General features: G+C 68.6%; 11 protein-coding genes. 4 read left to right on the plus strand and 7 right to left on the minus strand.

The window, feature by feature from the left end; all coding sequences use genetic code 11:
• The first annotated feature begins 141 nt into the window (after positions 1-141).
• Positions 142-540: a hypothetical protein gene (locus F8566_RS00305; RefSeq protein ID WP_151556777.1), complete on the plus strand. Its 399-nt coding sequence runs from the start codon at positions 142-144 to the stop codon at positions 538-540.
• Positions 541-849: 309 nt separating this feature from the next.
• Positions 850-1,443, plus strand: coding sequence for an ASCH domain-containing protein (locus F8566_RS00310; RefSeq protein WP_151556778.1), 594 nt, complete (start codon positions 850-852; stop codon positions 1,441-1,443).
• A gap of 325 nt (positions 1,444-1,768) precedes the next feature.
• On the opposite strand, the gene F8566_RS00315 is transcribed toward F8566_RS00310, so the two are convergent.
• Positions 1,769-2,857 (minus strand): hypothetical protein, encoded by a 1,089-nt coding sequence (locus F8566_RS00315; protein ID WP_151556780.1) that lies wholly within the window; start codon positions 2,855-2,857, stop codon positions 1,769-1,771.
• A 460-nt stretch (positions 2,858-3,317) separates the two neighbouring features.
• Here F8566_RS00315 and F8566_RS00320 point away from each other — a divergent pair, with 460 nt between their 5' ends.
• Entirely contained in the window at positions 3,318-3,905 is a 588-nt protein-coding gene (locus tag F8566_RS00320) for a hypothetical protein (protein ID WP_225992719.1), read from the plus strand.
• A gap of 161 nt (positions 3,906-4,066) precedes the next feature.
• Here the strand turns inward: F8566_RS00320 and F8566_RS52125 are convergent, their stop codons facing one another.
• From F8566_RS52125 to F8566_RS00340, 6 genes are all read right to left on the minus strand, one after another.
• Positions 4,067-4,192 (minus strand): hypothetical protein, encoded by a 126-nt coding sequence (locus F8566_RS52125; RefSeq protein WP_264159273.1) that lies wholly within the window; start codon positions 4,190-4,192, stop codon positions 4,067-4,069.
• Between the two features lie 29 nt (positions 4,193-4,221).
• On the minus strand, positions 4,222-9,261 hold the full coding sequence (locus F8566_RS00325) for a DNA repair ATPase (protein ID WP_404800249.1): 5,040 nt from the start codon (positions 9,259-9,261) through the stop codon (positions 4,222-4,224).
• Positions 9,262-9,292: 31 nt separating this feature from the next.
• On the minus strand, positions 9,293-11,368 hold the full coding sequence (locus F8566_RS00330) for a flotillin family protein (protein WP_151556782.1): 2,076 nt from the start codon (positions 11,366-11,368) through the stop codon (positions 9,293-9,295).
• A gap of 117 nt (positions 11,369-11,485) precedes the next feature.
• The gene (locus F8566_RS00335; protein WP_151556784.1) at positions 11,486-12,190 is read right to left on the minus strand and encodes a hypothetical protein; all 705 of its coding nucleotides are present in this window, start codon (positions 12,188-12,190) and stop codon (positions 11,486-11,488) included.
• 124 nt (positions 12,191-12,314) lie between these two features.
• Complete coding sequence (locus F8566_RS52130) at positions 12,315-12,440, minus strand: hypothetical protein (RefSeq protein WP_264159274.1); 126 nt, start codon at positions 12,438-12,440, stop codon at positions 12,315-12,317.
• A 461-nt stretch (positions 12,441-12,901) separates the two neighbouring features.
• Complete coding sequence (locus F8566_RS00340; RefSeq protein WP_151556786.1) at positions 12,902-13,369, minus strand: CBS domain-containing protein; 468 nt, start codon at positions 13,367-13,369, stop codon at positions 12,902-12,904.
• A 133-nt stretch (positions 13,370-13,502) separates the two neighbouring features.
• On the opposite strand from F8566_RS00340, the gene F8566_RS00345 reads away from it, so the two are divergent.
• A complete protein-coding gene (locus tag F8566_RS00345; RefSeq protein ID WP_151556788.1) occupies positions 13,503-14,780 on the plus strand; it encodes an ArsB/NhaD family transporter in 1,278 nt (425 codons plus the stop codon).
• Positions 14,781-15,156 lie beyond the last annotated feature (376 nt).

Here is a 15,156-nt window from a genome sequence, read left to right on the forward strand (position 1 = left end):
GACACTCGGCGGCGGACGCTAGGTATCCGCTCAGTCCGCGTGCTGTGAGGCGGTGCCAGAAGTCGACCTCGTTCAGCGTCCCAGGAATCGCGATCCATCCTTCGGTACTGGCTGCTTCGGCGCGGTCGATACCGTGTCGGCATGCCGAGCGATGACAGCACGATCGGGGACGATCCGCTCGCCGACGGGATGGCCCTGTCCTTGCGGCTGCGGCGCGATTTCACGGTGACCGACGCCGACCGTCTCCTCACGGCCGCGCGCCGCATCTACCGCGAACTCCATCCGGATACGAGCGCCGACGAAGCCGCCGGAACGGTGACCTGCGCCGCAGACGCGTTGTTCGTCATCCTTGAGCACGCCGGCCTGCTCGGCGACGCAGTCGACGACCGGCTCTCCGGTCACGCCGCTGACGGGCTCGCGATCGGTGGATGGCGCGCGCAGATCGTCCTCGGCGAACCGGCTCCCTTGTCGCCCGAACCCAGGAGCGACTGCCTTCGCGGTGACGTCTTCGCACTCCCGCGCCGTGACCACGAACTCTGACCACGGCGCGGACGATCGCTGTCCGCCCAACGCACTCATCTGCCGCAGCCGGCGCCTGCTTGGCCCTCGATCGGACTCGTCCGCCAGTGGTGACCGGCGGTTCCTCGGCCAGTTGGCTGCGGCGAGGCGTCGGTGGTGGTCATTCGCAGCGCGGTGCCTGGTCGCGAAGCTCGTCGCCGAGTCTGGTCGACGGCCGGCGAGGTGGCCGCCGGGGTTGTCGTTCCTGCTCCGGGCCGCCTCCTGCAACTCGCTTAGCATGACCTACTGGGGTGCCCTGCATGAGAGAGGCGTATCACCTGGGAGGGAACGATGTTGTTCAGGAGGGAGGTCCTTGAGGGGATCGCGGGCGGGCGGATCGACCGGGTGTTCCGGGTGTGGGCTGAGCCCCGGGTCCGCGCGGGGAGCACCCAGCGCACCTGGGCGGGGATCATCGTCATCGACTCGGTCACGGCCGTCACCCCCGAGGAGATCACCGAGGAGGACGCCCTGCGTTCGGGCTTCACAAGCCGCGCGGCCCTGCTCACCGCCCTGTCCAAGAGCACCAAGGAGGGCGGCTACCACCGCGTCATGCTCCATCTGGGCGGACCCGACCCCCGATCGGAGCTGGCCGGGAACGCCGACCTGACCGACCAGGAACTGGCCGACCTCAAAACCGCCCTGGACACCGTCGACATCCGCAGCCACCGCGCCCCCTGGACCCGCGAGGTCCTGCGCCTCATTGAGGAACACCCCGGCCTGCGCGCCGTGGACCTGGCCGAACAACTGGGCCGCGACAAACTCCCTTTCAAGGCCGACGTCCGCCGCCTCAAAGCCCTCGGCCTCACCGAAAGCCTGGAGACCGGTTACCGCCTCTCTCCGCGCGGCAAAGCCCTCATGGCCTACCTCCGGTCCTCGGCCGAATGATCCATCACGGGTGCTGCTTCAGCCCTGACATCGGCTCCTGCCGCCGCCCGTGTGGTTGGGCTTGGTTCTGAGCAGTCCGGGTCCGGCGATTTTGGGGCGTCGGTCTCGTGGCGGGGTCCGTGGACTGCTGGAGCGGTGGTCTGGATCGGCGGAGACTGTCGAGCCATGGGTGGTAAAGGCGGATCCACCGGCTGGACGATCGTGGCCGGATCGGGGAGGACGGAGCACAGCTCTTCCGTGGAAGAGCTGTGCTCCGCGCCGGTCCCGGGCTGCGGTACGTCGAGATCGCGCGGCCCTGATGTTGGGGTGTGAGAGGCGTGGCGGGTCAGCGGCCGTACTTGAGGATCACACCGTTGCCGGAGGACTCGCCTACCGCCCAGGGAGCAGCGACCTGGTGGACCTGCAGGCCCGCCTTCTTGGGCAGTGCGACCTTGTGCCAGCGGCCCTTGGTGTAGCGCAGCAGGTGGCGGGTGGTCTCGGTGTCACGGAAGGCGGGAACGGCCCAGACGCCGCCGCTGCCGTCGGCGGTGACGGTCAGCAGTGCACGGACGCCGCCCGCGGTCGGCGGGTTCACACGCCGCCACTTCTTGCCGTTGTAGTGCAGCGCGAGCGGCGAGCTGGTCCATTGGGTGCCCTGGCGCCGGGTCACGTCACCGACGACCCACACGTCCTTGGCCGAGCGGGCGCGCACATCGCGGAGGTACGCGTAGTGCTCCTCGGTGTTCGGCAGGCCGGGAATCTTGATCTGCTTCCAGGCGCGGCCGTTCCAGCGGGCCACGAGCGAACAGGGCGCCATGGCACATCCGGTGGGGCCGGCGCCGACAGCCCAGATGTCGCGTGCCGACACCGCATCGGCCTCCCCCAGTGCGAACCCGGGCGATGGCATGCGCTTCCAGGTGCGGCCGTTGAAGTTCCAGGTGCCGACCCCGGCCCCGACGTTGTTGTAACCGAAGACCCAGACGTTGTTCTTGCCGAGTACGAGCGCGTCGCTCAGCAGACCCTCGTCGGGGCTCCACCGCTTGGACACCGTCCACTTGCGGCCGTTCCAGCGCAGCGCGAACGAGGTGGTGTCCTCGTCTCCGCCACCGCCGAACGCCCAGACGTTGTCCCGGGCACTCGCGCCGGCGGTGGTGATCTGGCGGGGGGCGTCCACTGGCTTCGGCAGCGCCACCTTCGACCACTTACGGCCGTTCCAGTGCCGGGCCACCAGGGCCCGGCGATTGCCGTTCTGCACGGCGCCGAAGGCCCACGCGTTGGACCGGCTGACCGACACCACCGAAGTCAGCCGGTCCGGCTGCTTCTCGGTGCTGGTGAGGACGGCCCGCCAGCGCGGCGCGGCGGCCATCGCGTCGGGCGTGAGGGATAACGAGAGGCCGACTACGACGCTGCCGGCCAGCACACGCTTGTAAGGCAAGGGGCATCCCTTCTCGGTGACCGCCCCAGGGACGGGTAAGCGGGGCCCAGGAACAAAGCGGTCACGATTTCTGACGCACACAACGATCATTCGGTTTACCCAGCGCGTGTGCGGCGCGGTCGGTGGGTCATGGTGCCGAGGGCATGAACTGGCTGGGCAAGCCGTCCAGCAGATGGCTCAACAGACCGTAACCTGTCGGTGCCGAAAACTGTGTCACCGAGCTTGACCTGCGAAAATCTGCTGTCTGGTTGTTCGGCACGAGGCCCACGGGTGCGCGGCGCCGTTTGTTTCGCCGCGCACGTTGCTGCGCTGGCACGCACGCTTGGTACGACGTCGCTGGACCTTCCCGCACCGACGGCTGGGACGCCCACCATTGCGGCGGTGATCCGCAAGCTGGTGCTGGAGATGGCGCGACAACCCGACCTGGGGTTACCGGCGCATTCAAGGTGAACTGGTCGGCGTGGGCTACCGCGTGACGCCGTCAACGGTGTGGACAATCCTCAAGGACGCCGGCATCGACCCCGCACCCTCACGAGCGGGACCGAGTCGGCGAGAGTTCCTGGCCGCCCAGGCCCACTGGATCATCGGGTGGACTTTTCCACGTGGAGACGGTGTTATTGCGCGGGTGTCGACGGTGTCGATGGAGACCATCCTGCTCGGACTGCTCGAGCGCATGGACGCCGAAAACCTGGCCTACGTGTGCGAGACCCTCGTCTGGAATGTCGAGGACAACGGCGCCGAGATCATGGCCGTTTGCCGATCCTGGCTGACCGGTTCCGACCCGGCCCTGATCGAAGCGGCGCTGACCGTCAACGACGGCCTCCTCTTCCGCACCCGCGACGAGATGTCGTCCGCCTTTACTCGGCTGGCCGAACGGCATCCCCAGTTCGCCCCCAGGACCACCGAAATCCTCCGGAACTGGGACGACCACACCAAACCCAAAGCCGTCCAAGACGTCCTCCAGGGCACCTGGCCACTCGAAACCGCCGCCCGAATTTACGGCATCACCGAAGACCAACTCAGAACCTGGATCAACGAAACCCGCTGACACTCGGCAGAACAGCGGCAGGCTTTCGGAAGCCTGACGGCGACCCGCTCGCCGGCATCAGCCGGATCAAGGTGTCGGGCGCCATCGCCGCGTTCACCACCTCAAGGAGCCGAGCGGGATGGCGGCCCTGCTCCCCGCCGGGACAGAGAAGATCCTGACATTCAGGCGAAGAAAGCCGTGGCCCGCTTGAGGATCTCCACATCCTCCCGAAGCCGGCGGTTCTCCCGCCGCAGCGCGGCCAACTCCTCGCGCTCGTTGGCGAACGCGCGGGCGAGGGATCCGTCCATGATCGTTTGTCATCGTTGAAGACATTCTGCTACTCGATGCGGTGCCGGTGGTTGTCGGTCGTCATGGGCGGGATGGCGTGGCGGCCCGCTGACCCGGGCGCGGGCGGGCGAGAGGCGCGGTCGATGGCGGTCTCGATGGAGGCCATGCGGTCGGCGAGCAGGCCGATGGCGCCGACGGCGCGGCCGACCGGGTCGTCGGCGTCGCCGCCCAGGGCCTGGGCTCGCAGGTAGGCGGTTTTCACCTCGGTCCAGCGTTCGGACTGGGCAGGGGTCAGGCGGCCACGGAGCTCGGCGAGCTTGAGGAGATTGGACTCGGCGCCGGTGGTGAGGGTCTGCGCCTCGCCCTGGTAGTGGTCGTCGATGATCGCTTCGAGTTCGTCGTCGTTCATCACCGGGATGATGCGTTCGGCGAGCTTGTTCATGTTGCGGTACGAGCCTTGGAGCTTGAACGGGGGCTCGGTGCGGGAGGCGTCGGACTGGGCGGCCGAGGCCATGTAGGCCTGGTTCACGGCCAGGACGGTCTGCTGGACCCGCAGCAGCTTACGAAGGACCGACAGGATCTGGTCCAGTTCGACCTGGGAGTAGGGATGGGACAGGCGGTCGGGCCGTACGGTCTGGTCGCCGTCGGCCAGGCGGACCAGCAGTTCCAGGTCGCCGCGGTCGCGGGTGGACAACGGCGCCAGGACGGGGTTCGAGGTGAGCGCGTTCTCGACATGGCTGAGGGCGAAGAGCTCGTCGCGGCCGGACAGCACGTCGCCCAGGTTCCAGACGTCGGCGCGGTTGGCGAGCATGTCGGGGATCTGGAAGCGGGTGCCCGACTCGGTGTACGGGTTGCCCGCCATGCACACCGCAAACCGCTTGCCGCGCAGGTCGTACGTACGTGTGCTGCCGTCCCGGACGCCCTCGATGCGGCGCTGGGCGTCGCAGAGCGGGATGAACTTCTGCAGGAGTTCGGACGAGGTGTGCTGGATGTCGTCGAGGTAGAGCAGGACATTGTTGCCGAGCTCCAGAGCGAAGTTGATCTTTTCGACCTCCTGGCGCGCGGTGGCGTTCGGTGCCTCGGCCGGGTCGAGGGAGGTGACCGCGTGGCCCAGCGCGGGACCGTTGACCTTGACCAGGAGGAGGCCGAGGCGTTCGGCGACGTACTCCATGAGGGTCGTCTTGCCGTAACCGGGCGGGGAGATGAGCAGCAGCAGTCCCATTTGGTCGGTGCGCTTGGCGTCGCCGGCGGCGCCCAGCTGCTTGGCCAGGTTGTCGCCGATGAGCGGCAGATAGACCTCGTCCAGCAGCCGGTTGCGGACGAACGCGCTCATCACCTTGGGCCGGTGCTCTTCCAGCCGGAGGCGCTTCTGTTCGGCGGTGATCAGCTCGGTGCGGTGCCGCTGGTACGCGCGGAAGGCGGGGACGCGTTCCTTGTGGAATCGGCCGGCCCGGGTGAGCAGCTCGTCCAGGCGCAGGACGAGAGTCCGGCCTGTGAGGCGCGGGTGGGCGCCCACGAGTCCGTCCACCGTCGCGGTCAGCTCGGCGGACGCGTCGTACCGGGGGAGGGCGGCGGCGAGCAGAAGGGCGATGGCCTCGGGTAGGTCGTCGTCGGTGCCGGGCTTGGTGGAGACGAACGAGGCAAGCCACGCCTCGGCGAGCTGGTGGCGCGCGGCGGGGGAGCCGCTCAGGGCTTGCAGGTCGCGGTCGAACGCATCGGACCTGGTGCCCAGCGCGGCGCGGAAGTCGCGGAGCAGTTTCCTGGCGCGAGCGCTGGTGACGAAGCCTTTGGCGGTGGCCAGTTCCTCGAAGAGGTATTCCCCGGCAAGGGCGGTGTCGCCGGTCGTGCCCATGTCGTCGACGAACGTGGCGATCGCACGGGAGAGCTCGGCGCACAGATCGTCCACGGCGACGGTACGGCCGAACGCGGCACGGGCACGGGACAGCGACACCGCACGGGTCGTCCAGGTGGTGCGGGCCGGCTCGTCGGTACCGTACGCCCAGAAGAGCTGGGCGGCGGCACGCGCGGCGGGCGGGAAGCGAAGCAGGCCGGCGCCCGTGTGCAGGCGGAGGAGGGCCGCCAGGATCAGGGCGGCGTCGTGGTCGTGCACGCCGCGTTCGTAGCCCTCGTCGTAGCGGCTTCCGGCGACGTGGCGCACGTATTCGAGCAGGCCGCCGTCGGTACGTGCGGCCTCGTGCAGGTCCGCCAGGGTCGCCGCCTTCTCCGCGTCCAGGAGGATCGATGCGGCGAGGTATTCGGCTCGATAGATCTCGGAGGTCTCTGAAACCAGCGGCTGGTCCCAGAACTCCCGGGTCGCCGAGAACGCCTCGTCCCGTACAGCGGCCCTGTAGTCGGTGCCGGTGACGGCGAACGCCATCGCGCCGTCCTGCGGCACGAGCGTCAGCTCGGTCGGCTGGGTGTTGACCGCGAAGCGGTGCCGCCCGAGCCGGATGGCCGAGCCGCCGTCGGCGTAGAGGTCGAGCCGGTCACGCAAGGACCGGCCGGCTTCCTGGCGTGCGCTCTTCAGCCGCCCTTCCAGCTCCTCCGCACGGACGGTCTCGCCAAGCGCACGCAGCTCGTCGGCCACTCCACGCAGCCGCGCCACCATGGCGTCGGTGGCGAAGTAGGTGTTGACCTCCTCAAGGGAAGCGAGCGCGGCCGTGCGGCGGTGGACACCTGCCAGGATGCGCGCCGCAGATTCGTTCAGGCGGTCGGCGCGGCGGGCGCGCTCGTCGAGCAGTGCCTGCTTGCGTGAGGAGAACGCCTCGTAGGCGTCGGTCCGCTTGGCTTCCAGGCGCGCGACGAAGTCGTCGAAGTCGGCGAACCGCGACTCCAGCGTCTCGAGTCGGAGCAGCAGACGGCCAAGCTGCTCGTCGCAGCGGTCCGGGGTGCCGGCCATGGCAAGGGCACCGGCGATGGCCTGGTCGAGCAGGGCGAACTCGGCGGCGAACGCGGCACGGCCCTCGACGTCCAGCAGCTCGCGGCGGCGCGAGTCCAGCACGGCGCGCGCCCGGTTGAGACCGCCGAGCACTTCGCCGACCCGTTCCAGGATGGCGGTGCGGATCGTGGCATCGGCGATGTCGAGCGAGCCGACGACCTCGGTGACGATCTCCAGTCCCTCGGTCTGGGCGGTGAGGCGCTCGCCCACCGGGGCGGCCTCGGCGGCGGTCGCGATGGCCCCGGATTCGGCGGTCAGCCGCTCGATCTCCTGGTGATAGCCGGTGAAGGCGCCGTCCGTCTGGAGGAAGGCGACGGTACGGCGGCCGGCGTCGTCCTGCTCGTCGGCCAGTGCCGCCGCCAGCTCGTCGATCCGCCCGACGTCCACGTACCGTACGTCGCGCAGCGTCTCCAGGTGACCTTGGGCTCGGCGCAGTTCGGCCAGCCGCGTCACCCACGCGTCGGCGGAGTCCGGGCCCTGGCCGTCGGTGGCGCGGATCAGCGATCCGACCTGGCCGGCCGCCTGGTCGACGGCCTCCGCCGCCCTGCCCATGAGCGCCTGGACGTTCTCGTACTCCTCCAGCACCTGCCGTGCCGTCGACCGCACGTCGCCGAGCGGAGCCAGGAGATCACCGAGCTCCTCCTCGCCCAGCCAGTGGTAGAAGTCGGCGGCACGGACACAGGAGGCGATGAGGGCCTCGAAGACCTCGGCGGACGGCGACATCTCCTCGACCATCCGCGCCACTGACAGGCAGTCGGATATCCCGCGCACGAGATCGGCGTTGCCCACCCGCTCCAGCGGACCGGCGCCGACGGGCTGCGCCGCGGCGTGCGCGTCGGAGACGTACGGGGTCTGCCACACCTGGACGGGGTGAACGCGTGCGGGTTCGTCGGAGAACGCCCGCAGGACGACCAGCGTGCCGTCCTCGAAGAGCGAGTAGCCGTGGCAGACGATCGGCGTGGCGACCTGCTTGCGGATCACGTTGTAGTGCAGCAGCAGCGAACGGCCATCGTCACGAGAGTGGAAGACGTACAGCACGTCCTCGCCGTTGGGTGAACGCACCGCACGCTCGTACTCCAGGCCGGTGACGTCGGTGTCGAAGGTCTTGGCGACGCCCGTGTCGAGGTAGTAGCCGCCAGGGAAGATGATCCCCTGGTCCTCGGGCAGCCGGCGGCAGGCCTGCTCGATGCCGTCGAGGCGCACCACGGCCTTGGTGCGGGTGTTGAAGACCAGATGCCGCCAGGCGACCTCGTTGTACGGGCGGATCCGCAGGAGGATCATCGCCCCGATGCGGGCGTGGTGCACGTCGGCGTCGGCCAGGCTCTGCAGCGGCTCGTCGACCGGCTCGCTGTAGATCCCGTGCCCGCTCTCGGTGTTGTCCTCGACCTTGACGGTCAGCGTCCCGCCGACCGTCTCGACGAACACCTCCCCCTCGATGGAGATGTGCGGGTGCCGCCCGAGCACATGGTCGTCACGGGTCGTCTCGGTCCACTCGAAGTCGTGGGAGGACGCGAAGACGTGGTCGCGTTCACCCCGGTTGTCGATGTAGCCGAAGTCGCCGTCCGCACTCGCGCTCCACCGCAGCACCCGGATGTCGTCCAGGCGTGGACCCGTCTGGAAGACCGCCAGCAGCCTGCCGTCCAGCCGCCGCAACTGCAGCAGCCTGGCCTGCCGGTAGTAGCGGTACAGCTCGGCGAAGTCGCGCTCGAACGCCGGGTCCCGCAGCAGGTCCGGCAGCGTGTCCGCCATCGCCTTCTCGAAGCCGACGCCCGCGCCGTCGTCGACGACGAAGCGGTGCAACGAGAAGACGTCGTCGACAGCCGTCTCGGGCTTGAGCCCGATGAAGACGTTGTAGCCGAACAACATCAGCCCGCGGCCTGCCGAGACGATGTCCCGGGGCACGCAGTTGTGCTCGGTACGAATCCGCTCCGTGCCGACAAGGCGCAATTCGGTGCCGCCGAACACCTCCAGGCGCCGCGCGTTCAGGGCTTCGGCCCGGCGGGCCAGCTCGGCGGCCTGGCCGGCCAGCCGGGCCCGCAGCACCTCATAGGTGCCGTGATCGAGCCCGGCCTGGCCCACCTGCGCTTCGGGCTGCCCATCGACCTTCGCTTCGCCGTCGCCGTCAGCGATCTCGGTGACGAGCTCGCTCACTGGTCTCCACCTTCTTCCTGGATCCGCCGCATCAGTGGGAGATGGCGTTGACCGCGTTGGCTGCGTTCGCCGTGTTGGCCGCGCTCGCCGCCTGCGCGTGGGTGCGGGGAGCCGTGCCCCGCGCGAGGGGCGCGTCGGCGACGCCGAGGCTGCGCGCGGACTCCAGCAGCTGGTGAAGCTTGTCGGTCTCCGGGCCGCCCGCCTTGATGAGCCGCAGCAGCAGCGCGGACAGCGTCAGATCCCGTACGCCCTCGGTGCCCAGTGACCCGAGCAGCCGGGAGACGTCGTCGGTGAAGCTCGACGTCCCGTCCAGCCACGGGCCGCCCAGCGACTGCGCGACGTCGGAGTTCTGGACGAAGCCGTCCACGCTCTTGCCCAGCGCGATCGAACCGACGAGCCGGTCGAAGAACACGCTGTCGCCGCCCACGATGTTGATGTCGGCCTTCTCCAGCCCGGTGGCAAGGACGGTCGCCTGCGCTTCGGCGACCTGCCGCTGCACGTCGAGCCCGGCCAGCCTGACGTCCTTCTCGGCCTCCAGCCGCAGCCGGTACTCCTCGTGCAGGCGAGTCGCGTCGTCCAGGGCCGCCATCGCGTCGGCCTTCTCGGTGAGTCCCTCGGCCTCGGCCTTCAGCTTCTCCCGGACGGCCATGGCGTCGGCGAGTGCCTTCTCCTGCGCGACCGCAGCCTCCGCGCGGCCGACCTTCTCGATGGCCGCGGCGTCCCGCTCCCGTACCTGGACGTCGGCGAGCCCGGCGGCGGCCGCCTCGGCCTGCAGGCCCTCGGCCAGCCGTATCTTGGCCTGCGCGTCCAGCTCCGAGGCCTGCTGCCGGGCCTCCGCCAGGACGACCTGCTCGCGGGCCTTGTGCGCGGCGGCCTGCTCGGCGGCCTCAGCGGCCTTGATGTCCTTGACCAGGTGCTCCTGCGCCTCGGCCTCGGCCTGGATGATGATCGCTTGGCGGACGCGCTCGGCCTCCTCGACGGCGCGCAGCCGCTTGATGTTCTCCTCCTGCTCGGCCACGGTCCGCTCCACCGCGATCCGTTCACGGATCACGTTGGCGATGTCCCGCTTCTCCGCCTCGACCTCCTTGTTCTTGGCGATCGTGGAGAGCTCGACCTCACGGTCGCGCGCGACGACCTCCAGCAGGCGGTCCTTCTCGATCCGCTCGCTCTCGATCGCGATCACGCGCTCCTTGTTCTTCTCGGCGACGGCGACCTCGCGGTTGCGGTTCTCGGTCTGGACGCCGAGCTGCTCGTCGGTGCGGATGTGGGCGGTCTGCGCACGCAGCCGCTCCTCGGCCTGCACCCGCTCGATCTCGGCCTTCTCCCGCGCCCGCACGGTCTCGATCTCCCGCTGCTGCTTGAGCTCGGCGTCGGCCTGCCGCCGCTCCAGCTCCAGGATCGCCTCGCGCGCCTCCACGTTCTGGCGGGTGATCTCCTTCTCCTCATAGCGGGCGTGCTCGTTGGTCTGAACGTGCTGGATCGCGGTCAGCTCGGTGATCTTCCGGATGCCCTGGGCGTCGAGGATGTTGGACTTGTCCAGCGACATCAGGGAGGTCTGCTCCAGGTAGTCGATGGCGGCGTCCTCGAGGCTGTAGCCGTTCAGGTCGGTGCCGATCACCTGGATGATGTGGTCGCGGAACTCGTTGCGGCGCGTGTAGAGGTCTTCGAAGTCCAGCTGCTTGCCCACGGTCTTGAGCGCCTCGGAGAACTTCGCCGCGAACAGCTCGCGCATCGTCTCCTGGTCACTCGCGCGAGTGGTGCCGATCGCGCCCGCCACCTTCTTGACGTCCTCAACGGTCTTGTTGACGCGGACGAAGAACGTGATGCGGATGTCGGCCCGGATGTTGTCCTTGCAGATCAACCCGTCCCGGCCGGTCCGTTCGACGTCGATGGTCTTCACCGAGATGTCCATGACCTCGGCCTTGTGCAGCACCGGTAGGACGACGGCGCCGGTGAAGGTGACGTCCACCTTGCGGAGCTTGGAGATGATCAGCGCCTTGCCCTGCTCGACCTTGCGGAACAGTCGCGTGACCATGAAAAGCAACGCCAGGGCGATGATGAGCAGGATGGCGATGATGCCGCCTATCCCTATGGCAATGGTTCCCATGCGAGATGCCTGTCTGTGAAGGGGGATGAGAGCGCGGGGATGGAATGAGAAGCGTGGAAGGTGAGGAGGACGGAGGACGGACGGATCAGGCGACGAAGGGACAGGCGACGGAAGGGATCAGGCGACCGACCCGTCCGGATCGAACGCGGCGTCATACGGCATGACGAGGAAGAACTCGCCCGCCGGCTCGTAGTCGAAGATCAACGCCGTTGTGCCGTGGGTGAGGTCTCCCTCGAACGTCGCACCCGCGACGGGTGCACCGGTCGACGCCAGGCTGGCGGGCGGGCGCCGCACCTGCACCAGGACGGTGGATCCGTCGGGCGTGATGACCTCCGCCTGGCCGAAGTCGGAGTCCACTCGTCCGGTGCGGATGACGCACATCCGGCCGACCAGGTCCCGGCGGGTCGTCCCGGCGTCGCGCCGGAAGATCGGGCGCAGTGGCAGGACGAGCAGGCGGGTGCCGGCCCAGGCGACCCCGAACGCGATCACCAGCACCGCGAAGGAGAGCACCGCCGCCACGTCGCCCGCGCCCTCGGCCAGCACCGAGCCCACCAGACTCGCGAACCAGCCGACGCCGATCAGCAGCGACAGCACCACCGTGACGGGAACGCCGCCGAGCCCGGCCGCGCCCAGCACCCCGGCCGGCCCACCGAGGCCGGTGTCTTCGGCACCGATATCGGCCCCTGTGTCGACATCGGCACCCAGATCACCGGCCCCCACGCCGCCCACCAACACCAGCAGCCAGTAACCCGCGACCACCAGCAACGGGAACGTGAAGAGCGCGGTCGGAAAACCGAGCACGATATCCAGGAACTCAGCCATATGAATGCACGCTTCCGCGTAGAGACACAATTTAAGGACCTCCGGACGAAGCAGAGGCGAAGCCATTCACCAAGGAATGGGAGAGAAACGCGGTATGGCTGCGACGGTAGGACGCACGGCAGCGCTAGACGGTTCCGCTATCTGGGAAGGCGGTCGCACGCGCGGAGATGCGTCCACCGGCGCGGATGGCGATGACCTCGGCGATCGGCATCAGGGGACGCTGCGGCACGAAATGGCCCCGGGGAGTCATGAGACCTCCTGGTAGAGAGACTTCTTCCATCTCGCCGACCAGGCTTCCCGGCACACCAAGGGATACGTTAACGCATTCTTTGCGTTTGCGAAAGCCTTTTAAAGTGCATTGGCCGATGCCTCGATGGCCCGTTGTGGCCGCGAATGCGCTACCGGCACTTGACGATGACGAACCAGGGCGGACAGGCAGCCGAGGATCTCTGTGGGGGCCCCGCTGTCGTGGCAGGCCCTCGGGCGGCGTTCCAGTGCGGGAGGTGAACTCGGGGCAGCGCCTGGCAGATGCGGGAGCGGTGTCCGGGCCGGTCATCGGCAGGACCCGGGTGAGGCGCCGGTGGGGTGAAGCAGGATCAGCCGGGAGATCAGCGGCCGTTACGCGTCACCGCCGCAGGGGCAGGTGCAGACGTCGAGCCGCCGCTGGAGCCGTGGGCCGCCGCGCGGCCAGGGCGACTGCCCGTGCCGCGGTCACGAAGGGGGCAGGAGCTTGTCCAGCAAGTCGGCCACGGTGATCGCGCCGATCATCGGTGGGTTCTTGCTCTTGCCGCCCTTGGATTCCACGACCGCGACCAGCGGGCTGTGGGCGCCGGCCATCAACGCGGCGATCTCGATGGCGGTGGCGTCGGCGTCGACCACCGGCAGCTGGCGGGGATCGTCGGGCAGCAGGTCTTTGACCTGGCGTCCGGCGAGTTTGGCGCACAGCTGGTCGGCGTGGCGTTCGCCGTAGACGTGCGCGAGGTTGGGGTCGTCCTGGACGTAGCGGGGGACGACGAATCGCAGGATCTGCGACCCGGGCAGCACCGCGACCGGGTGCTGGTCGGCGTCCACCACGATCAGGCCGGGTAGCCGCCGCTGTGCCAGCAGGCGGGCAGCGTCGGCAGCGTCGCTGTCGAGGCTGACGATAGGGAACTCCTGAGCCAGTTCATGAGCGAGCACGGTCCGACGCTACCTCTGCCTGGATGGTGGCCGATACGGCGGGAACCGTTAGGGTGTCGTCAAAGGTGAGCCGGGAAGCCTGGTCGGCAGCGTTGTTCGTCGTTTCCGCTGCTTGTTCCAGGAGGCCCACCGGATGGCTGCCGTCGCCGCAATTTCGATCTTCGTCGTCGCGTACGTGCTGATCGCGACCGAGAAGATCCACCGGACCGCGGTGGCCCTGGGCGGTGCGGCGCTGATGTTGCTGCTGCACATCACCGATGCCGAGGCCGCGTTCTTCTCCGAGGAGACCGGGGTCGACTGGAACGTCATCTTCCTGCTGCTGGGCATGATGGTGATCGTGTCGGTGCTGCGGCAGACCGGCATCTTCGAGTACGTGGCGATCTGGGCGGCCAAACGTTCGCGTGGCAAGCCCTACCGGCTGATGGTGCTGCTGGTGGTGATCACCGCGGTGGCCTCGGCGTTGCTGGACAACGTCACCACCGTGCTGCTGATCGCCCCGGTGACCTTCCTGGTGTGCGAGCGGCTTGGTCTCAAGGTCGTGCCGTACTTGATCGCGGAGGTGATGGCTTCCAACATCGGCGGCGCGGCCACCCTGGTCGGCGACCCGCCCAACATCATCATCGCCAGCCGCGCCGACCTGTCCTTCAATGACTTCCTGGTGCACATGGCCCCGATGGTCGTGGTGCTGATGATCGTGTTCTGCCTGCTGTGCCGGTGGCTGTTCCGCGGCGCGTTCACCTATGACCCCGACCGGGTCGCCGAGGTGATGGAACTGGAGGAGAAGGAGGCCATCACCGACCGGCGGCTGCTGATCCAGTCCCTGGCCGTGCTGGGTCTGGTGGTGGCCGCGTTCGTGTTGCACCCGGTGCTGCACTACGAACCCGCCATCGTGGCGCTGCTGGGCGCCGGACTGCTGGTGGCCGCCACCAAGGTCACCACCGAACAGGCGCTGGAAGAGGTCGAATGGCCGACCCTGGTGTTCTTCGCCGGCCTGTTCGTCATGGTCGGCGCCCTGGTCGAAACCGGCGTGATCGGCGACATCTCCAAGGCCGCCGCCGAGGCCACCGAAGGCCGTCTGGGCGCGGCGACCATGCTGTTGCTGTGGGCCTCGGCGGGCTTGTCGGCCATCGTCGACAACATCCCCTACGTGGCCACCATGAGCCCCATCGTCGGTGATCTGGCCACCCAGGCCGGTCCCGACGGGCAGGTGCTGTGGTGGGCCCTGGCCTTCGGCGCCGACCTGGGCGGCAACGCCACCGCCATCGGCGCCAGCGCCAATGTCGTCGTGCTGGGCATCGCCGCCCGCAACGGCCACCCCATCAGCTTCTGGACCTTCACCAAGTACGGCCTGATCGTCACCGTCATCACCATCGGCCTCACCGCCCCCTACCTGTGGCTGCGCTACCTGTAAGGATGGAACCTCGATGAACAGGCCACCCTCGTAGGCACATTGGCGGAAATGGCCATCATCGTCCCCACTGGTGACACGGCTCGCCACCGATCCGGTGTGGCTGCTGCGGTGCATCGCTTGTCTGGGTCAACGTTCACGGCAAGGTGCCCAAATCAGTGCACCAGCTTCCTGGCTGAGCGGGCGAGCAGGTGGCCCGGTGCTACGGCGCCTGCCCTTCCGGCAAGACGTATGCCCAGGCCTTAGCTGGACGCCATGTGCTTGTCGGTCTTCCGCGATGGCTGCCTCCGTTCGCAGGGCGTGGTCAGAGATTTGGCACTGTTACGCCGTAGCTCGATCCGGGTTGAGGGGACTGGTTATTGTGTCTGGAGGTGCGCCG

The organism is Actinomadura rudentiformis (assembly GCF_008923185.1).
GTDB lineage: Bacteria > Actinomycetota > Actinomycetes > Streptosporangiales > Streptosporangiaceae > Spirillospora > Spirillospora rudentiformis.